Source organism: Morganella morganii, from assembly GCF_019243775.1.
GTDB classification, from domain to species: domain Bacteria; phylum Pseudomonadota; class Gammaproteobacteria; order Enterobacterales; family Enterobacteriaceae; genus Morganella; species Morganella morganii.
Window position 1 is genome coordinate 3,049,112 of the sequence record NZ_CP069157.1, and the last position, 20,848, is coordinate 3,069,959.

The following is a 20,848-nucleotide window of genomic DNA, read 5'->3' on the forward strand; positions in this document are numbered from 1 at the left end:
GGTTATTTCCGGCGGGAAATTCAGGATTTTTCCTGCGGCTCACAGACCATATGCCCCGGTGATTCCGGATTCAGATCACGGGTGCCGAAGCGGCGGACAGAATAATCAGAGCGGATACAGTGATAAACCCGGCCTGATGCGGCAGAGGATACCGTAAAATCAATATTCCGCTTACCGGTAACGGACGGCGGATTTTCTTTAATATTGCTGATGGTGAGATCTGATATATCCCCCACCTGAAAATCGCGGTTAATCGCAGCCTGTGCATGCATTTTCAGGGAATCCGGCGTATAGAGAAGTCCTGTACCCGGTATCATCCGAAATCCGCCGGTACTACGATCGCACAATTGTGATAATCCCGCATCGCGATAAGGAATATAGTGATAATAGTTCTCATTACGATCACGGACGGATTTATCATGCTGAATACACCGCAACTCAGTCTGGCTGAAATCAATAATACCGTGCCGGTTGCCGGGGCAAAATCCGGTTTTCTGCGCAAGCTGTTTGCCTTTTCCGGCCCGGGTGCACTGGTGGCGGTGGGATATATGGATCCCGGAAACTGGATCACCTCGATTCAGGGCGGGGCGCTGTACAGTTATCTGCTGCTGTCGGTAATTTTGCTGTCCAGCCTGATTGCGATGCTGTTACAGGCAATGTGCGCAAAACTCGGGATCGTCACCGGCCAGGATCTGGCGCAGGCTACCCGGGCACGGGTCGGGCCGAAGCTGGCGGCGCTGTTGTGGATCACCACTGAACTGGCGATTATGGCGACCGAGATTGCGGAGGTGATCGGCAGTGCGGTGGCACTGAACCTGCTGTTCGGCATTCCGCTGATGGCCGGTGTGCTGCTGACAGTGCTGGATGTATTTCTGCTGCTGGTGCTGATGAAACTCGGTTTCCGCAAAATTGAAGCCTTTGTGTTTGTCCTGATCTTAACGATTTTCCTGATTTTTGCCTACGAGGTGATGCTGTCGGACCCGGACATGAGTGCAGTATTGCGCGGCTTTATTCCGTCGGAGAAAATCTTCACCGCCACACTGGCCGGGCAGGATTCCGCCCTGCTGATCGGGCTGGGGATTGTCGGGGCAACGGTGATGCCGCATAACCTCTATCTTCACTCTTCTATTGTGCAGAGCCGTCAGTATGACCGCCGCAGTGAGGCCGGGCTGCGCGAGGCGATCCGCTTTGCAACAATTGATTCCAATATCCAGCTCGGGTTTTCATTTATTATCAACTGTCTGCTGCTGGTGCTCGGTGCAGCGCTGTTTTTCGGTAACGATCCGTCTGACCTCGGACGTTTCACCCAGCTGTATGACGCGCTGCAGAATCCGGGTATCGTCGGCGGTATCGCCAGTGCCACGCTCTCCACACTGTTCGCGGTGGCGCTGCTCGCCTCCGGGCAGAACGCCACAATCACCGGTACACTGACCGGGCAGATTGTGATGGAAGGCTTTATTCATCTGCGGCTGCCGATGTGGCTGCGCCGGGTGATCACCCGTGGTCTGGCCGTGATCCCGGTGATTATCTGTATTTACCTGTGGGGGGATCGCGAGGATGTGGTGGAAAGTCTGCTGATTTATACCCAGGTGTTTCTGAGTATCGCCCTGCCGTTCTCCATGATCCCGCTGCTGCTGCTGACCTCGAGCAAAAAAATCATGGGGGTGTTTGTGAACTCGCAGCTGACGATCATACTCGGGACTGTTTCCACTGTAGCACTGGTGATCCTCAATTTACAGTTGATCCGGGAAGTGGCCGGGATGCTGTTCCGTGCCTGAATAATCCGGGTACGGTGCCGTACCCGGAAAATCCGTGATCAGCACTTCGGGGCGCTGTCCATTTTATTCAGCCGTGTCATGATGGCCTCCAGCACGCCGCCGCCGATCGCGCGGGCTTTGTCAGAAACCGAACGGAAGTCCGCCAGTGCACCGCGCGGGTCAACGTCAGCGATTTTAAACCCTTCCGGCACACACAGCCCTTCATTGAGCAGGCCGCGTACCATGCCGTCCATCGGCGAGAGAATTTCTGTGTCACCAATACGGGCAATCACATCCCCCTCGTGTACCAGGTCGCCGATATTCACATGGCGCGTCATCATGCCGCTGTGCGGTGCGCGTAACACGCGTTCGGTGGTTTTGCCGTTGATATTGCCCGGAATACCGGTATTCGGTGCCGCGCTGCCGTGGGTGATCACCCGTCCGAGGTGATGACCGCGCTGAGTTTCAATCACCGCATCACAGTCCACACCGGCCTCAAAGCCCGGTCCGAGGGCAATGGTGCAGGGAGCCATCTTGCGGTGGGTACCGGCAACATTGCGTTTGGCGATAATGGCATCCACCACCACATCCGGGTGCAGCGCCGGTAACAGTTCGCCGTTTTCGTCCGCCAGCACCGGGATAGCGCCTTCTTTCAGGTAGCGGTTTACTTCATCAATATCATGAGCATAACGGGCACAGACGCCTTCCACACAGCTTTCGCCGTCATAGAGCGCCTGGGCGAAAGAGACCGTACAGCGGATCACGGTCGGTTTGCAGACATCCAGCATCACCACTTCAAAACCGCTGTGATACAGGCGTAATGCCACGCCGGTTGCCAGGTCACCCGCGCCGCGGATCACCACACGTTTTGCTCTGCGGACTTCTGCCGGGTTCTGTTTCATTGCCCCGCCCGGGGCATCATTCATAACCTGCAGCAGCTCGGCCAGAATACTGACCGCGATTTCATGGGGCGTTTCCGCGCCGATATCATAGCCAACCGGCGCATGAAGCCGGGAGAGCTGTGCATCAGATACCCCGGATTCGCTTAATTGTTTAGTGAATGTCTGTACTTTACGGCGGCTGCCGAGTAATCCGAGGTATTTTAACGGTTTATCGATAAGGCAGTTGAGGGATTCCAGATCCTGACTGTTGGTGGCGATAATCACATAATCTTCCGGCTGCGGATCCAGCTGATTCACCGCATCGGTAAATGAAGGTACGTGCCACAGGCGGGTTGACGGCGGGAACAGATCCGGCTCAAGGCTGCCGGCATACACATCCGCCACATGAATATCGATATTCAGGAAAGCCGCCAGCTGTGCAATGGCACGGTTGACGTGACCACCGCCGAGCAGGATCAGACGCGGACGCACACCGTGTACCGCGATATACACCGACATCGCGCCGCCGCAGTCAGAGCCGACAGCATGCTGCCCGTTGCGGGCCATCCGGCCGTGGAACATGCGGGAACGCCCTTCGTGCAGCGCTTCCACCGCCTCTTCAATCACTTTGCGCTCCACCATACCACCGCCGATGGTACCGATAGTTTTTCCGTCCCCCAGCACCAGCATTTGTGCGCTGTGACGGGGAGTGCTGCCTGAACATTCAATAATTTCCGCCATGGCAAACGGGCAATTTTTCTCAACCAACTTCGCTGCTTCGGTAAAAATTTTCATAAACAGACCTCAATGGATATCCCTGCATTTATCATTGATATTATTGTCGCTGCAATATGTGTGTAATTGCGGGATCTTCCCTGACGGCACCGAACCATACTGCGTTCAGCGGTGTGCCGCGGAGCCAGTCTGCCAGTATATCCGGCGAAAAATTCTCATTTTGAGAAAAGCGGTTTATCAGCCAGATCCGTAATGCGTCCGGTGGTGCTGATTTCCACATCCCCTGCGGATGCCGGATCAGGCGGCTTATCGCCCCCAAATCCAGCGTATCACCGCTGTTTAAGCCGGTAACGGCAGAGAAATGTGACCACCGGTGAACATTGTCAGGCCCGACGGGAGCCCCCAGAAGCCGGCCATCCGTCACAGCAATAACACAATCACTGTAATCAGGTATGCAAGGTTCATGCTCAGCCGGCGCTTTTATGCCAAAACCGCGAGCTCCGTCAGCTTCGGCTAAAATAACATCAACGGCATTTTGTTCCGCCAGGGCGTTAATATCGGCGGAGGAAAAGCCGCGAACCTTGTTATTCAGCGGGTTCCAGCCGGTATAACAGGCAAATGAGCCTCTGTTTGTGACCGCATCAGGCAGGCGGACCGGGTGACAGGCGAGAATGACCGGGAACCCTTCGCGGGGCAGAAACATATGGGTGGTGGTGGTGATCATCACCTTTTTCCCTAATTGAGAAAAAGCCTGTGCCAGCCAGAACAGACAGCTGGTTTTGCCGCCTGCCCCGACAATACTGATCACCATTGCATGGCCGCCCGGATGTGTATCACATAACCGGCGCAGCGGTTCAGGTATAGTGGCGCAACTTCGGACAGGGATCTGTGTATTGAGGGCCGTTGTCATCGTCATTACCGAATCCTTTGAATATCAGTCACTTTCAATATTTATCAGCGGAGTTTATACCCATTATGCCGTCTCACCCGACCTCAGCCGATACCGCTTTATCTTATTTATCAGTCCGGGAGCCGCTTTGCCCGCAGGAAACGGACTGCATAATGACGGCGGCCGGGCTCTCCTCACGGATGGGTGAGTGGAAAATGATGCTGCCATGGGGCAGCGGCGGTGCCACTCTGCTGGATACCAGTCTGTCGAATGCACTGCGCTTTTGTCACCGGGTTCTGCTGGTGACCGGCTTTCGCGGCGCGGAACTGGCTGCGCGTTATCAGTCCGTAAAACGTATTCAGATTCTGCATAATCAGGACTATGAAACCGGGCTGCTCTCCTCGCAGCACCTGGCCGCACAGGCGGTGACCAGCGAATACTGTTTTCTTACCCACGGTGATGTACCGTTTCTCACCCCGGCTATCTGGCAGACCCTGTGGGCACAGCGCGGTGATGCCGCACTCCTTCCCTGTTACAAGCAAGTTCCGGGCCACCCCGTGCTGCTCTCCCGCGCATGTCTGCTCGCCGCACTATCACAACCGGCGGGCAATACCATGAAAAAACGGCTGCTGGCCGGTCCTCACACCTTCCTGAATATGCAGAGCGATGAGGTTATTACCGACATCGATACACCGGAGGCTTATCAGCAGCATTATCGCGGGTAATCCGGCTGTACACTATTACTTCCGTCTCATTAATAACATTAATTGTTAACGCGGTTTTCCCATTATCAATGTGATACATTTTTTCTTTTTTTGAGAATCTCATTCACATGTTAATCCCATGGTAATAAAGATCTTTTTTATTGATTCATATTCTCATTTAGCGCTGTGCGAGCTGTTTCACACTTTGACATTAAGATTAGATTTGTCTCACATTTTTTTTTTTCTCTGAATACGAAATCCGCAGCCTTAAACAATCCTGGCGTAATTGTTGCAACTGTGAGTGCATACAGTTGCATGTCCGGCACCACCGGCATGCCCCCTCATATTGCAGCAAGGAGAGTTTTATGGGAGATATAATGCGTCCCGTCCCGTTCGGCGAACTTCTGAACCGGATCTTTGAAGAATATAAGGCGAGCCGTTCCATTTTTGGTATCAATGAACGGCAGTTTTACCGCAGAGAACATCAGAATCCTCTGATGTCTGTCTTCGGTGAAACCTGCGAGACGCCGATCGGCCCGGCGGCCGGTCCCCATACTCAGCTTGCTCAGAATATTGTGGTTTCCTGGCTGACCGGCGGCCGTTTTATCGAGGTGAAAACCGTTCAGATCCTCGATGAACTTGAGCTCGAAAAGCCGTGTATCGATGCTCAGGACGAATGTTTCAACACCGAATGGTCCACCGAATTTACCCTGCCGAAAGCCCACGACGAATACCTCAAAGCCTGGTTTGCCCTTCATTTATTAGAAGCGATTTTTGACCCGCGCACCAAAGGCGAGGCGAAATCCTTCATCTTTAATATGAGTGTCGGTTATAACCTGGAAGGGATTAAACAACCGCGCATGCAGCAGTATATCCACGCCATGATGGATTCCTCACAGCTGCCGGTCTTCGCGAAATACCGCGAGGAGATGAAAGCCTTTATTTCCCGTCCGGGCTTCCTGAAAGAGCTGGGTCTGGAAGATCGCAAAGCCGATCTGCTGGCCATGACTGACCGCGTGCCGGGGGATTTATCCAAAGGTGTGACCCTCTCCACCATGCACGGCTGCCCGCCGGATGAGATTGAGGCTATCTGCCGCTACATGCTGGAAGAAAAGCACATCAATACCTATGTGAAGCTGAACCCGACACTGCTCGGCTTCCCGCGTGTCCGTGAAATCCTCGACACCTGCGGCTTTGATTACATCGGGCTGAGTGAGGAATCGTTCTCTCATGACCTGAAACTGGATCGCGCCCTGGAAATGTTACAGCGCCTGATGGATCTGGCGAAGGAAGTGGATCGCGGTTTCGGGGTCAAGCTGACCAACACCCTCGGCACCATCAATAACAAAGGGCGTCTGCCGGGCGGCGAGATGTATATGTCAGGCCGAGCCCTGTTCCCGCTCTCCATCAACGTTGCCGCGCTGCTCTCCCGTCATTTTGACGGCAAACTGCCGATTTCTTACTCCGGCGGTGCCAGTAAGTTCAATATCCGCGATATTTTTGAATCCGGTATCCGCCCTATCACCATGGCGACTGACCTGCTGAAACCGGGCGGTTATATGCGCCAGACCGAGTGCCTGCGTGAGCTGGATAAGTCCGATGCGTGGGGCATGACGCAGATTGATGTGGGTAAACTGAATGCGCTGGCAGAACGTGCCGTCAGCATGGAATATACCCAGAAACACTGGAAATCAGACCAGGAAATCGACGCCGGTGGCCCGCTGCCGCTGACCGACTGTTATGTCGCACCGTGTGTGACTGCCTGTGCCATCAAACAGGACATTCCTGAATATATCCGCCTGCTGGGCGAAGGCCGCTATGCGGATGCACTGGAACTGATTTACCAGCGTAACGCCCTGCCTGCCATCACCGGTCATATCTGTGATCACCAGTGCCAGTACAACTGTACCCGCCTGGATTACGAAAGTGCGCTGAATATCCGCGAACTGAAAAAAGTGGCGGTGGAAAAAGGCTGGAAAGAGTACAAAGCCCGCTGGCACAAACCGGCCGGTTCCGGTGATAAAAACCCGGTCGCGGTGATTGGTGCCGGCCCTGCCGGTCTGGCTGCCGGGTATTTCCTCGCCCGTGCCGGTCATCCGGTGACGGTATTTGAGAAAGAAGCCAATGCCGGTGGTGTGGTGGCGAATATCATCCCGCACTTCCGTATCCCGCGTGAAACTATTGAGCACGATATTCAGTTCGTCGCTGACCACGGCGTGAAATTTGAATACGGCTGTGACCCGCGTCTGACCGTCGATAAACTGCTGGAGCAGGGTTTCACCTATGTGCTGGTCGCGATAGGGACAGACAAAAACAGCGGCGTGAAACTCGCCGGTGACAACCGCAACGTCTATAAATCCCTGCCGTTCCTGCATGATTACAACAACAATGCGCCGCTGAAAATGGGCAAACATGTTGCCGTTATCGGTGCCGGTAACACCGCGATGGACTGCGCCCGTGCCGCCAAACGAATTGCCGGTGTGGAAGATGTGACGGTTATTTACCGCCGTTCTCAGGCAGAAATGCCAGCCTGGCCGGAAGAGTATGAAGAAGCGGTTGAAGATGATGTGAAATTCATGTTCCTGCACAATCCGGAGCAGTTCAATGCTGACGGCACCCTACTGGTCCGCACCATGAAACTGGGTGAGCCGGATGAGTCAGGCCGCCGCCGTCCGGTGGCGACAGAAGAGACTGTCACCCTGAAAATCGACAGCGTGATCACCGCTATCGGCGAACAGCAGGACTGCGAAGTGCTGTCACAAATCGGCGTGCCGATGGGTGAGGACGGCTGGCCGGCGGTGTACCGCAACAGCGGTGAAACCACCCGCGCCAATGTGTTCCTGATTGGTGATGTGCAGAGCGGCCCGTCCTCTATCGTGGCGGCTATCGGTGATGCGGGTCGTGCGACGGATGCCATTCTGGAGCGCGAAAATATCCTCTCTCACTACAGCGACAAATACTGGCTCAATGTGGATCCGCAGGATATCACTGACCGCAAAGGCGCTATCGCCGTGCAGATGGTGGACAGCAACGACCGCGAGGCGTTCGTGAAACAGGAAGCTCAGCGCTGCCTGGAATGTAATTACATCTGTGCGAAATGTGTCGATGTGTGCCCGAACCGCGCCAACATTTCAGTGGCGATTCCGGGCTTCCGTAACCGTTATCAGACCCTGCACCTGGATGCGATGTGTAACGAATGCGGCAACTGTGCCCAGTTCTGCCCGTGGCAGGGCAAGCCGTACAAAGACAAAGTCACTATCTTCAGCCTGCCGGAAGACTTCGAAAACAGCACCAACCCGGGCTTCCTGGCTGACGGCAGCACCTTTACTGTCCGCCTGGACGGCAAAGTCAGCAAATTACAGCTGGGTGCTGACGGGGAATTCAGTCAGGTTCCTCAGGAGCTGGAAGAGATGAGCCGCATCATGAGCCATGTCCATAAACACTATCGTTATCTGTTAGGCCGGGTGGAGAAATAATTATGCTGATTCTGAAAAATGCCACCATCACTGAGTTCGAACCGGCGGGGATCCGCGAAGGGGTCGATATCGCCATAGAGGGTGACAAAATTGCGGCTGTGGGTAACGGGCTTCATTCCCGTTACCCGGGCGCGGAAGTCAAAGAGATGAACGGCAAACTGGTGATGCCGGGGATCGTCTGTTCCCATAACCATTTCTATTCCGGCCTGTCACGCGGCATTATGGCGAATATCGCGCCGAGCCCTGATTTCATCTCCACCCTGAAAAACCTGTGGTGGCGGCTCGACCGCGCGCTGGATGAGGAATCCCTTTATTACAGCGGCCTTATCTGCTCTCTCGAAGCGATTAAGAGCGGCTGTACCTCGGTGATTGACCACCATGCCTCACCAAACTATATCGCCGGTTCCCTGAAAACCCTGCGCGACGGCTTCCTGAAAGCCGGTCTGCGCGGCATGACCTGCTACGAAACCACCGACCGCAACGGCGGCCTGAAAGAGCTGGAAGCCGGGGTGGAAGAGAATATCGCCTTTGCGGAGCTTATCGACAGCGAACGCAAAAGCGGTAAATCCCGCTATCTGGTGGAAGCGCACATCGGGGCACACGCGCCGTTCACCGTGGCGGATGAAGGTCTGAAAATGCTGCGCGAGGCGATTAAGAAAACCGGACGCGGCCTGCATATCCATGCGGCGGAAGACAGTTATGACGTCTCTTTCAGCCATGACAAATACGGCAAGGACCTGCTGATCCGCCTGGGTGAGTTTGATCTGATTGATGAAAAAACCCTGATCGCCCACGGCCTGTATCTTTCTTCCGCAGATATTGAGCTGCTGAATAAAAAAGATGGCTTCCTGGTCCACAACGCCCGCTCCAATATGAACAACCATGTCGGCTACAACCACCGCCTGGGTGACTACAACAACGTGGTACTCGGCACAGACGGTATCGGCTCCGATATGTTAGAAGAAATGAAGTTTGCCTTCTTCAAACACCGCGATGCAGGCGGCGCTATGTGGCCGGACAGCTTCACCCGCTTCCTGTGGAATGGTAACCGCTTACTGGCACGCAACTTCGGCAAACAATTCGGCCGCGTGGAAACCGGGTATCAGGCTGACCTGACCATTTGTGATTACACACCACCAACACCGTTTGTCGGGGATAACCTGCCGGGCCATCTGGCCTTCGGTTTAGGATCCAACAGTGTGAACAGCGTGATGGTGGATGGTGTGATGGTGTATGAAAACCGTCAGTTCCCGTTCGATATCGAACCGCTCTTTGCAGAAGCACGCAAAGCCGCGAAAAAGATGTGGGCCCGGATGGACGCACTGTAATAAAAAACCATGGCCTGCGGCACTGCCGCAGGCCGGAAGAGCAATGTAGGGGTAACCCATGATCGAACAATTTTTCCGCCCTGCCACCTTAACGCAGGCAACTGAGCTGAAACAACGCTTTCAGGAAAACGCTGTCTGGTTTGCAGGCGGCAGTAAACTGAATGCGGTACCGACCAAAACTGACCGCACTGTCGCTATCTCACTGTCACTGCTGCCGCTGAAGTCCATCGAGTGGCAGGACGGTATTCTGCGCATCGGCGCGGTTGTCACGCTGGAAACGCTGCGTGAAAGCCCGCTGATCCCGCGTGCGCTGTATGACGCGCTCGGTTTTGTCTATTCACGCCATATCCGTAACCAGGCCACCATCGGCGGGGAGATCGCCGCCTGTCAGCGCGAACATGCGCTGCTGCCGGTGCTGCTGGTACTGGATGCTCAGGTTCAGCTGGCCAGCAATGATGTGATCCCGCTGGAAAGCTATCTCGCCGCACCGGATGACCGCCTGATCACCCATCTGATTTTACAGGATCCGTTCCGCCGCTGTGCCACCCGTACTGTCCGCGAAACCGCTGACGGCTGGGCTGTGGTCACTGCCGCTGTCGCACTGACCGGTAATAATGAGCAGCGGATCGCCGTTGACGGTGTCGGTTGCGGTATCAGCCGTCTGCCGCAGGTTGAGGCGAAAAATCTCAGCGGGGAAGCGCTGGAGAAAGCCGTCAGTCAGGCCGTGAATCCGAAAGCGGATTTACTGGGCAGCGAAGAATATAAACGCTATATCACCGGAATTTTAGTTTCAGACCTGCTGACAGACTGCCGGCAAATGGGGGAGGAATAAGAAATGAACGTCCATTTTATACTTAACGGCACCCCGCATTCACCCGATTGCATTCCGGGCGAAAACGTCCGTAACATTCTGTTCAGCCTGGGTATGCACTCTGTGCGTAACAGTGATGACGGCTATGGCTTCGCAGGCTCTGACGCCATTTTGTTCAACGGCCGTATTGTCAACGCCTCACTGCTGATCGCCGCCCAGCTGGAAGGCGCAGTGATTGAAACCGCCGAATCTCTCGGCAAATGGAATGAACTGAGTGATGTTCAGCAGGCGATGGTGGATGTGGGTGTGATCCAGTCCGGTTATAACGACCCGGCGGCTGCCCTGATCCTGACTGATCTTATCAAACGTATTCCGGAGCCGGATCGCGACCAGATTGATGATGCCCTTTCCGGACTGTTCAGCCGTGACGCTGGTTATCAGCAATTCTATGAAGTCATTGATCTGCTGGTAAAACGCCGCAAAGATCCGCACTACAAAGCTGACAATGCACCGGCCTTCCGTGATGACCTGACCGTTGTCGGGAAAGTCACGCCGAAAACCGATGCTGCCGTAATGGTGCAGGCAAAACCGTGCTATGTGGAAGACCGCATTCCTGCCAATACCTGTGTCATTAAAATGCTGCGCAGCCCGCACGCTCACGCGCTGATCACCCGCCTGGATGTCAGTAAAGCGGAAGCCCTGCCGGGCGTGGTGCATGTTATCACCCACAAAAACTGTCCGGATGTGTATTACACCCCCGGCGGACAGAGTGCGCCGGAGCCGTCTCCGCTTGACCGCCGCATGTTCGGTAAAAAACTCCGTCACGTCGGTGACCGCGTGGCCGCTGTGGTGGCAGAAAACGAAGCTATCGCACTGAAAGCATTATCGTTAATCGAAGTCGAATATGACGTGCTGAAACCGGTTCTGTCTATCGATGAAGCCAAAGCTGACGGCGCACCGCTGGTGCATGATGAGCCGGTGATTTATGTTAACGGCGCGCCGGCCGACCTGGCAGAGCAGAATAAAAACGCGGCAGATCGCGGCGAGCATTTACAGATTAACTTCCCGATCGGCGCAAAACCGTGCAAAAACATTGCTGCGGGTGTTCACGGCCATATCGGGGATCTGGATAAAGGCTTTGCCGAAGCGGATACCGTTATCGAGCGCACCTATGAATCCCGCCAGGTTCAGCAGTGCCCGACCGAACCGCATATCTGCTACACCTACATGAACGGCGACCGTCTGGTGATCCACGCCTCCACTCAGGTACCGTGGCACTTACGCCGCCAGGTGGCGCGTATTCTCGGCCTGAAACAAAACAAAGTGCATGTGATTAAAGAGCGTGTCGGCGGCGGCTTTGGTTCCAAGCAGGATATCCTGCTGGAAGAAGTCTGCGCGTGGGCAACGTATGTCACCGGCCGTCCGGTCTCATTCCGCTACACCCGTGAAGAAGAGTTTATCGCGAACACCAGCCGCCATGTGGCAAAAGTGAAGATCAAACTGGGCGCGAAAAAAGACGGGAAAATCACCGCCATCAATATGGAATTCCTGGCGAACACCGGCCCTTACGGTAACCACTCACTGACGGTACCGAGTAACGGTCCGGCGCTGTCACTGCCGCTCTATCCGTGTGATAACGTCGATTTTCAGGTGACCACTTACTACTCCAACATCTGCCCGACCGGTGCATATCAGGGTTACGGGGCACCGAAAGGTAACTTCGCCCTGACCATGATCCTGGCCGAACTGGCGAAAGAACTGAATATCGACCTGCTGGATCTGATTGAAACCAACCGCGTGCATGAAGGTCAGGAACTGAAGATCCTCGGTGCTATCGGGGAAGGTAAAATGCCGACCTCGGTACCGACTGCCGCCAGCTGCGCCCTCGGCCCGATCCTGAAAAAAGGCCGCGAACTTATTAACTGGGATTCCCCGCGCAAACAGGACGGCGACTGGAAAACCGGACGCGGCGTGGCCATCATCATGCAGAAATCAGGGATCCCGGATATCGACCAGGCAAACTGTATGGTCAAACTGGAATCTGACGGCACCTTTATCGTCCACTCCGGTGGTGCGGATATCGGTACCGGCCTCGATACCGTGGTCAAAAAACTGACCGCCGAAGTGCTGTGCTGCTGCCCGGATGATGTCCATGTTATCTCAGGGGATACTGACCACGCGCTGTTCGACAAAGGAGCTTATGCCTCCTCCGGCACCTGCTTCTCCGGTAATGCGGCGAAAATGGCGGCAGAGAATCTGCGTAAAAAAATCCTGTTCCACGGTGCCGCGCAAATCGGCGAGCCGGTGGAGGATGTCACCCTGGCGGCACCGGGTGTGGTGCGCGGTAAGAAAGGCGAAATCACATTCGCGGATCTGGCGCATGCAGCCGAAGGCGGTACCGGGTTTGGTGTGCTGGTGGCAAACGCCAGTTATATCACACCGGACTTTGCCTTCCCGTACGGGGCAAACTTTGCCGAAGTGGCCGTGAACACCCGTACCGGTGAAATCCGCCTGGATAAATTCTACGCACTGCTCGACTGCGGTACGCCGGTGAACCCGGATCTGGCCTTAGGTCAGATTTACGGTGCCTCCATGCGTGCCATCGGCCACAGTATGTCAGAAGAGATCCGCTACGACGCCAAAGGTGTACCGCTGACCCGCGACCTGAAAACCTACGGCGCACCGAAGATCGGCGATATTCCGCGTGATTTCCGCGCGTTCCTGGTGCCGAGTGATGACCAGGTCGGCCCGTATGGTGCGAAATCCATCTCGGAAATCGCGGTTAACGGTGCAGCACCGGCTATCGCCACCGCAATTCATGATGCCTGCGGTGTCTGGCTGCGTGAATGGCACTTCACGCCGGAAAAAATTCTGCGCGGCCTGAGCAAAATATAATTAAATCAACCCTGCCCTCGCCGGTTCCGGTGAGGGCTTTTTGTAAGCAGAGGAGTCAGCTATGTCGTCTGAACATACCGTCAAAGCGGTACGCGGGAAGTTCCTGGATATCACCCGCGTAGTGACCTCGATGGACGATCTGCCCGATGCAGTCCGCCTGATTGATGACGGCCTGATGCTAATCCGGCGCGGAAAAATAGAGTGGTTCGGACAGTGGGAAGACGGGAAGCATCTGATCCCGGAAACCGTCCGTGTCCGTGATTACACCGGGAAACTGGTGGTGCCGGGCTTTATTGATACCCACGTTCACTATCCGCAGAGCGAGATGATCGGTGCTCACGGCGAGCAGTTACTCGAATGGCTCAACCGCCATGTGTTCCCGACCGAAAAGCTGTATCAGGATATTGATTACGCCCGTGAAATGTCAGCGTTTTTTATCAAACAACTGCTGCGTAACGGCACCACGACCGCACTGGTCTTCAGTACTGTTCACCCGGAATCGGTCAATGCCCTGTTTGATGCGGCAAGCCAGCTCAATATGCGCCTCATCACCGGTAAAGTGATGATGGACAGAAACGCGCCGGACTACCTCACCGACACACCGGAAAGCAGCTACGAAGAGTGTAAGGCACTGATCGAACGCTGGCATAAGAAAGGGCGTCTGCTCTATGCCATCACCCCGCGTTTTGCACCGACCTCCAGCCCGGAACAACTGGCGGTGTGTCAGCGGCTGCGCGAAGAGTATCCGGACACCTGGGTTCACACTCACCTTGATGAAAACAAAGCAGAAATTGAGTGGGTAAAAGAGCTCTATCCGGACAGTAAAAACTACCTGGATGTCTATCACCACTACGGACTGACCGGCGAACGCAGCGTATTTGCGCACTGTATCCACCTTGAGGAAGAAGAGTGGGACTGCCTGCACGATACCGGCTCGGCGGTGGCATTTTGTCCGACATCAAACCTTTATCTCGGCAGCGGCCTGTTTAATCTGAAAAAGGCGCTGGCGAAAAAAGTGAAAGTCGGGATTGGTACGGATGTCGGTGCCGGAACGACCTTCAATATGCTGCAGACACTGAGTGAAGCTTACAAAGTGATGCAGTTGCAGAAAACCTGTTTAACCGCCTTTGAAGCGTTTTATCTCGCCACTCTCGGCGGCGCGCATTCATTAGGACTGGATAACTGTATCGGTAACTTTGCCGCCGGCAAAGAAGCGGATTTTGTGGTACTTGAACCGACCGCGACCCCGCTCCAGCAGTTGCGTTATGACAACTCACGCACGCTGGCGGAGAAACTGTTTGTGATGATTGCGCTTGGTGATGACCGCACGATTTACCGGACTTACATCGATGGACGCCTGGTCTATGAACGGACCTGACGCACACCAATGCAGTGATTAAAACACATTTTCATTTCATTCTCGGGGTCTGCAATTATGTCTGATAATACAACACCGGATAACTCCGGGGCGGCAGCAAAAGGCGCACTGGACGCGTACTTTAAAATCTCCGCCCGCGGCAGCAGCGTCAAACGGGAGATTCTGGCGGGAGTCACCACCTTCCTCGCCATGGTCTATTCTGTCATCGTCGTCCCTTCCATGCTCGGCAAAGCCGGGTTCCCGCCGGGTGCCATCTTTGTCGCCACCTGTCTGGTCGCCAGTATCGGCTCCATCATGATGGGATTGTGGGCAAACCTGCCGATGGCTATCGGCTGTGCTATATCACTCACCGCCTTTACCGCATTCAGCCTGGTGCTCGGGCAGCAAATCAGTATTCCGGTTGCGCTCGGTGCGGTCTTTCTGATGGGTGTGATTTTTACCCTGATTTCCGTTACCGGGGTGCGAAACTGGATCCTGCGCAACCTGCCGATGGGGATAGCCCACGGCACCGGGATTGGTATCGGCCTGTTCCTGCTGCTGATTGCCGCCAACGGTGTCGGTCTGGTTATCAAGAACCCGCTGGAAGGTCTGCCGGTGGCAATGGGGGCATTTACCTCCTTCCCGGTCGCCATGTCACTGATCGGACTGGCGGTGATTGTCAGTCTGGAAAAAATGCACGTCCCGGGCGGGATCCTGCTGGTGATTATCGGGATTTCAGTTATCGGCCTGATTGTTGACCCGAACGTCACCTATCAGGGGCTGATCGCCATGCCGTCACTGAGTGGTGCGGACGGTAAATCTCTGATCTTCAGTATGGATATTATGGGTGCCCTGCAAACAGCGGTTCTGCCGAGTGTGCTGGCGCTGGTGATGACAGCGGTGTTTGATGCCACCGGCACCATCCGTGCCGTCGCCGGACAAGCCAACCTGCTGGACAAAGACAATCAGATTATCAACGGCGGCAAAGCGCTGACCGTGGACTCCGTCAGCTCCATTATCTCCGGTGCGGTGGGTGCTTCTCCGGCAGCGGTATATATTGAATCCGCTGCGGGGACAGCCGCAGGCGGTAAAACCGGGCTGACTGCCGTAACCGTCGGCGTGCTGTTCCTGCTGATCCTGTTCTTCTCACCACTCTCTTACCTGATCCCGGGGTATGCAACCGCACCAGCACTGATGTATGTCGGCCTGCTGATGCTGAGTAATGTGGCAAAACTGGATTTCGACGACTCTGTCGATGCCATGTCCGGGCTGGTGTGTGCGGTCTTTATCGTACTGACCTGTAATATCGTCACCGGTATTATGCTGGGTTATGTCACCCTGGTCATCGGCCGCCTGGTGGCAAAAGAGTGGCGTAAACTCAACACCGGCACAGTGATTATTGCGGTGGTGTTAGTCGCCTTCTATGCGGGCGGCTGGGCTATCTGATCAATAAACAAACGTGGTTTTATTCCTTACGGGGCACGCTGTGTGCCCCGTTCTGTTATCCGCCGCCCGGCGGTACACTGGTTTGTTATTCATACATCAGCCTTCCCTGTATATCCGCAATACCGATTGTGACAATACATCCTGCATTGAAATGAAGAAAATCGGACTCTATCCCGTCAGAAAAAATAACCCCGTTTTCCGGCATCTGTGATTCAAGCTGTAATGTCATCGTATTATCGACCGCCCCGAAAACCAGTGAGGTTCCGGATGTCCGCCTCGGGAAAGGCTCCCGCACACTGAACTGCAGCCGCTTTTCATCCCAGGCGATCCCGGCGCGCAGCGGATGTGAACTGCCGCCGGTCACGCCCAGCGCACCGGCCAGAACAGACTGTAACCAGCCCGTCGAACCGAGCCCTGTTGAGACAATCACCCCGGAGGAAGACTGCGCCTCCGCCTGCCCGCCGTGACTGAGAATATAGCGGGCCGATGTGTGACTTTTCGGCCCGATAAACAGATCATTGACCGCCAGCATTTTCTGTCCGTCATTGGTGACCGCCTGTGCAAAACTCAGGACTTTCGACGGCATATCCAGGTTCAGTGTCCGCATCACCACCGATGCCAGCTGCGGCAGTTCAAAAGGCAGCAGTATACCGTCCCAGCGTTCCGGATCCGGGTTAACCGCAATCACCGGCTGGCCGTTCAGGTATTTCAGGGTATTCGCCACCAGCCCGTCGCGGCCGATAATCACCACAATATCGCGGTCAGAAAACTGATACCCCGGCAGCAGCGTGCGATCCGGAATCTGTACCTGTCCCGCCTGCAGCAAAATACGTTTCGCCTCTGTCAGCTGCGCCTGGTAGCGATCATGCTCCGCGAGATAATCACTCACGGAGATGCCGTTATGCTCCAGATAAAACTTCGCCTGCGGCCAGGTATTGAAACGGGCGATCAGCTCCTGTAACCGGGTTTTCTGTGTGACCAGGACAAACCGTACCTCATCCCGGCGGCTCATGCTTTGCTCACTTTTTTCATCATCTGACTGAACATATCCGGCGCGATATTCAGCTCACTTATTTTTCCGGCATTCTGTGCCAGTGACTCAAAGGCCATCGCCATCAGCTGCTCCGGCGCCATCCGGCTCAGTGCCAGGGCTTTGAGATTCTCCACCGGCAGCTCACGGTACGCTTTCATTTTGGTTTCAATGGCATACGCATCCGCATCGGACTGAACGCGCTGATTATCGGCACTGAGAGAAACCAGTGTCTGACGCTGCTGCTCCTCACCAATCTCTGCCGCCAGCCGCTCCTGCGCCATTGCCGCCTGTTCACGCAACAGTGTGCGTTCGTTTTCCAGCCGGGATTCCTCTATCTGCTGCTCTTTTTTCTGCACAGAGAGATCGGTCTCCAGCTCAGCTTCTTTGATCGTGCGCTCCTGTTCAACGGAGGATTTACGCCGCGCATAAATCGCATCATCCGCCTCTTTCAGCAGGGATTCCCGGGCTTCCGCCTCAAGTGCGCGGGCCGTTTCAGGTGTCGGGGTAATCGCGGTGACAGAGAAATCCAGAATGGTGATCCCCAGAGCCTCAAGCGCCGCCTGCTGTGACAGACGTGACTGCACCAGTGCCACCAGCGACTGGCTGAGCAATAATGCACGGCGCAGCGGCGTGGACTGGATCTCCGCCTGGATAATGGTTTGTGCCGCGCGGACAATCCGGTCATTCAGTTTCATCGGGTCGTCGGTCGCGTAGGTTTTTCCGTCCCGGTTGAGTACAAAGTTAAGCACTCCGGCCGTTTTTTCCGGCGCACTGACCTGAAAGGAGAGTTGCCCCTGAACGCGGAGGCTCTGGAAATCCGCTGTCTGGAAATTGAAAATAAACGGGGTTTCCTGCGCACTTAAGGGTAGTGCGGCGATCGATGTGGTCGCACTGTTGTACCAGAAGCTCAGCCCTTGTCCCTGACTTTTGACATGACCGTTCACGGAACGGATAACAAATGTGGACGGGTCTGCTTTAAAGAATTTTAAATTAAACATAGTATCACCTCATTAGTGTCGTTATGACAATAACAAAATAGTGACTTATTGACACTATTGATGTCAAGCTGAATTAGTGTCTGAATGACATTTAATTTGCAATCCGGATTTCTCTCCTTACAATAGAATGACTTATCCCGATTTCAGGATGTGACGCAAATGGATGAACAAACTTACCTCGCCGGTTATCAGCGCCGTGATTTTTTGTCGCCCCTGGTGACTGTTGATGCTGTGCTTTTCACTTATCACAATGAAACCCTGCATGTGCTGCTGGCCGAACGTGCGGAACATCCGGAGAAAGGCAAATGGGGATTGCCCGGTGGTTTTGTGGATGAGGCACAGGATAAGACTCTGGAAGATACCGTACTGCGGAAACTGCGGGAAAAAACCGGTGTCACACCGCCGTACATTGAGCAGTTATGTACGGTCGGCAATGGTCAGCGGGACAAACGCGGCTGGTCAGTCACCGTCTGCTATACGGCACTGATTGCCATGCAGGCGTGTGAAAAGCAAATTAACACAGTGAATTCAGTCAGATGGATACCGCTGGATGAAGCAGAGAATATGATATTGGCGTTTGATCACCAGTTACTTATCCGTCAGGCCAGAGCGCGGCTGCGCCAGAAATCCCTCTATTCCGTCGTGCCGGGATTCGCCCTGCCGGAAACCTTTACCCTGCCGGAATTACAGCACGTTCATGAAATTCTGATTGGTCAGCCGATTCAGAAAAAATCATTCCGCCGCCGTCTCGAACAGGCCGATCTGCTGATTGATACCGGTGAAAAACGGGCTGAACGCGGTCGCCCGGCGGCACTGTACCGCCTGAAACCGGCGTCGGCTGATTACCGTTTTATCCGTAATCTGGAAACAGACGAAGAATAAAACCGTGTTCCGCCTGTATTACTTCCTGACGGCTTCTGCTATCGTCAGCAACACATCCGGGCTTTTGACGTTGGGATAAACGCCGCTGAACGGAATAACAATGTAACGTCCGTTTTTGACAGCTTCCAGGTGAGACAGCGCCGGATGATTTGCCAGCCAGGCTTTTTTCTTTTCTGCCGGTGACCAGACCGCATCGGCGAGAATAATATAGTCCGGCTGTTTATCCAGCAGTGTTTCCGGAGAGACGTGAATACCTGCCATCGGCATGTCGATAAACACATTTTCGCCCCCGGCCAGGGTGATAACTTCGGTCATAAACCCTTTCTTTCCCTGTGACATCAGGGTGTCACTCTGGCTGTCGAGGTAAAAAATCACCGGTTTCCGGGGCAGCGGCGGCAGGGATTTTACCTGCGCCAGCGTGGCATCGATACGGGCAACGGCGGCATCCGCCTCTTTTTCCCGCCCGAGGACCCGCCCCAGGCGCTGCAAATCAATTTTAATACTGTCAAATCCGCTGTATGCCTGACGTTCGCAGGAAAATGCCATCAGATAGCTGCCGATACCGGCACGTTGCAGATCATCCTGCCCGCCCATCGAAGCCATAAAGGCAGAGGAAAACCCGGCTACGACAAAATCTGCCCCGGAGGCGATCAGTTTTTCTGTCGCGGGGTATTTGGCCGAAAAAACCGGAATACCGTGATAGCGCCCTGATTTCAGTGCCTCCGCTGAATCATCAATATAACTCACGCCCAGCATCTGCGGCCCGGCATCCAGCGCCAGTACCATATCAGCGGCATGCTGATTCATGGCAATGATATGCTGCGGCGGCGCGGTTTTATCCCACAGCGGATCGCATTTATTTCCTGCCGCAGCCCCTGCAGACAGCAGCAACAGGATCACACTGACAGCATACCGGGTAATCTTCATTTTATTTATGATCCGCCAGCAACGACGGCACCACTCTTCCCTGCTCTATCTGTTCAGAAACAAACAGATGGATCTCTTCCGGCGTGGTCAGCCGGTACCATAAATTATCCGGATAGACCGTTACCAGCGGTCCCTGGTTGCAGGGATACTGACAGTGAGAGCGGGTCAGCAGCACGCCGTTTTCATTTTCAAACAGGTTCCGCACCACAAGCTGATGGCGCAGCTGCATCAGCAGGGATTTGGCTCCCCGGCAGACACAGCGCGGCCCCATACAGAAGAAAAGGTGATAGCGGTACGGCGGTGTTTTTTCCCAGTTCGGGTTGGATTCAGCTTTCGGCTCACGACTGTTTGACTGCTTTTCCAGTTCCGTCATCACGTCACCGGCCTGTTTGGCATCTGCCGCAGAATCCCCCCCCGGTAAGTACACACAAACTCCGGAACACCCGTAACTGCGGGTAATACTCTGCTATCTCCAGCTCCAGCGCCGACGTCAGAGACATCAGTTTTTCGCCGGATTGCGCCGGGTCTGTCAGCACCATCAGCAGGACACAGCGGGTCTCCGGTGTGACCGTTTCCTTCAGCTGATGCAATACCGCCCCGCTGCCCACACAGCAGGCGGTATCACCGGGAAAGCCCTTCTCACTGAGTGACAGCCAGAAATCCGCAGATAAGCACGCCTCATTCTGCAACGTGTTCAGATACAGTGTGACATTCTTTCCCATAGCTCAG

17 protein-coding genes are annotated in these 20,848 nt (G+C 54.8%); 9 read left to right on the plus strand and 8 right to left on the minus strand.

What is annotated here, in order from left to right:
* Positions 1-20: 20 nt before the first annotated feature.
* Positions 21-317, minus strand: a complete 297-nt coding sequence (locus JL661_RS14640) for a hypothetical protein (protein WP_004236060.1) — start codon at positions 315-317, stop codon at positions 21-23.
* A gap of 102 nt (positions 318-419) precedes the next feature.
* Here JL661_RS14640 and JL661_RS14645 point away from each other — a divergent pair, with 102 nt between their 5' ends.
* Positions 420-1,778, plus strand: coding sequence for an Nramp family divalent metal transporter (locus JL661_RS14645; protein ID WP_036418853.1), 1,359 nt, complete (start codon positions 420-422; stop codon positions 1,776-1,778).
* Between the two features lie 38 nt (positions 1,779-1,816).
* Here JL661_RS14645 and yqeB read toward each other — a convergent pair whose 3' ends face one another.
* Entirely contained in the window at positions 1,817-3,433 is a 1,617-nt protein-coding gene (gene yqeB, locus JL661_RS14650; protein ID WP_062773439.1) for a selenium-dependent molybdenum cofactor biosynthesis protein YqeB, read from the minus strand.
* Positions 3,434-3,473: 40 nt separating this feature from the next.
* Positions 3,474-4,289, minus strand: a complete 816-nt coding sequence (gene yqeC, locus JL661_RS14655; protein ID WP_004236063.1) for a selenium cofactor biosynthesis protein YqeC — start codon at positions 4,287-4,289, stop codon at positions 3,474-3,476.
* 146 nt (positions 4,290-4,435) lie between these two features.
* Here yqeC and JL661_RS14660 point away from each other — a divergent pair, with 146 nt between their 5' ends.
* From JL661_RS14660 to JL661_RS14690, 7 genes are all read left to right on the plus strand, one after another.
* The gene (locus JL661_RS14660) at positions 4,436-4,987 is read left to right on the plus strand and encodes an NTP transferase domain-containing protein (protein WP_046024913.1); all 552 of its coding nucleotides are present in this window, start codon (positions 4,436-4,438) and stop codon (positions 4,985-4,987) included.
* A 344-nt stretch (positions 4,988-5,331) separates the two neighbouring features.
* Complete coding sequence (gene ygfK / locus JL661_RS14665) at positions 5,332-8,442, plus strand: putative selenate reductase subunit YgfK (RefSeq protein WP_062773436.1); 3,111 nt, start codon at positions 5,332-5,334, stop codon at positions 8,440-8,442.
* A 2-nt stretch (positions 8,443-8,444) separates the two neighbouring features.
* Complete coding sequence (gene ssnA / locus JL661_RS14670) at positions 8,445-9,770, plus strand: putative aminohydrolase SsnA (protein WP_004236066.1); 1,326 nt, start codon at positions 8,445-8,447, stop codon at positions 9,768-9,770.
* A gap of 58 nt (positions 9,771-9,828) precedes the next feature.
* Positions 9,829-10,602, plus strand: a complete 774-nt coding sequence (ygfM, locus tag JL661_RS14675) for a molybdopterin-dependent oxidoreductase FAD-binding subunit (protein ID WP_004236068.1) — start codon at positions 9,829-9,831, stop codon at positions 10,600-10,602.
* Positions 10,603-10,605: 3 nt separating this feature from the next.
* A complete protein-coding gene (locus tag JL661_RS14680) occupies positions 10,606-13,476 on the plus strand; it encodes a molybdopterin-dependent oxidoreductase Mo/Fe-S-binding subunit (protein WP_004236070.1) in 2,871 nt (956 codons plus the stop codon).
* Between the two features lie 61 nt (positions 13,477-13,537).
* Positions 13,538-14,854, plus strand: a complete 1,317-nt coding sequence (guaD, locus tag JL661_RS14685; protein WP_062773433.1) for a guanine deaminase — start codon at positions 13,538-13,540, stop codon at positions 14,852-14,854.
* Between the two features lie 57 nt (positions 14,855-14,911).
* A complete protein-coding gene (locus JL661_RS14690) occupies positions 14,912-16,279 on the plus strand; it encodes an NCS2 family permease (protein ID WP_004236072.1) in 1,368 nt (455 codons plus the stop codon).
* Between the two features lie 85 nt (positions 16,280-16,364).
* Here JL661_RS14690 and JL661_RS14695 read toward each other — a convergent pair whose 3' ends face one another.
* The gene (locus JL661_RS14695) at positions 16,365-17,291 is read right to left on the minus strand and encodes a diacylglycerol kinase catalytic domain-containing protein (RefSeq protein WP_062773430.1); all 927 of its coding nucleotides are present in this window, start codon (positions 17,289-17,291) and stop codon (positions 16,365-16,367) included.
* Positions 17,288-18,310 carry an SPFH domain-containing protein gene (locus tag JL661_RS14700; protein ID WP_049246441.1) on the minus strand — a complete coding sequence of 341 codons (1,023 nt, stop codon included), beginning with the start codon at positions 18,308-18,310 and terminating at the stop codon, positions 17,288-17,290. Before JL661_RS14700 ends, JL661_RS14695 begins: the two co-directional genes overlap by 4 nt.
* A 159-nt stretch (positions 18,311-18,469) precedes the next feature.
* Here JL661_RS14700 and JL661_RS14705 point away from each other — a divergent pair, with 159 nt between their 5' ends.
* Positions 18,470-19,192 (plus strand): NUDIX hydrolase, encoded by a 723-nt coding sequence (locus JL661_RS14705; protein ID WP_004236075.1) that lies wholly within the window; start codon positions 18,470-18,472, stop codon positions 19,190-19,192.
* A gap of 18 nt (positions 19,193-19,210) precedes the next feature.
* On the opposite strand, the gene JL661_RS14710 is transcribed toward JL661_RS14705, so the two are convergent.
* Genes JL661_RS14710 through JL661_RS18485 form a run of 3 tightly spaced genes read right to left on the minus strand, consistent with a single transcriptional unit; the run spans position 19,211 to position 20,841 of the window.
* A complete protein-coding gene (locus JL661_RS14710) occupies positions 19,211-20,119 on the minus strand; it encodes an ABC transporter substrate-binding protein (protein ID WP_004236076.1) in 909 nt (302 codons plus the stop codon).
* 1 nt (position 20,120) lies between these two features.
* Positions 20,121-20,546, minus strand: a complete 426-nt coding sequence (locus JL661_RS18480; RefSeq protein WP_247718670.1) for a (2Fe-2S) ferredoxin domain-containing protein — start codon at positions 20,544-20,546, stop codon at positions 20,121-20,123.
* Positions 20,497-20,841, minus strand: a complete 345-nt coding sequence (locus JL661_RS18485) for a hypothetical protein (protein ID WP_247718671.1) — start codon at positions 20,839-20,841, stop codon at positions 20,497-20,499. Before JL661_RS18485 ends, JL661_RS18480 begins: the two co-directional genes overlap by 50 nt.
* Between the last annotated feature and the right edge of the window lie 7 nt (positions 20,842-20,848).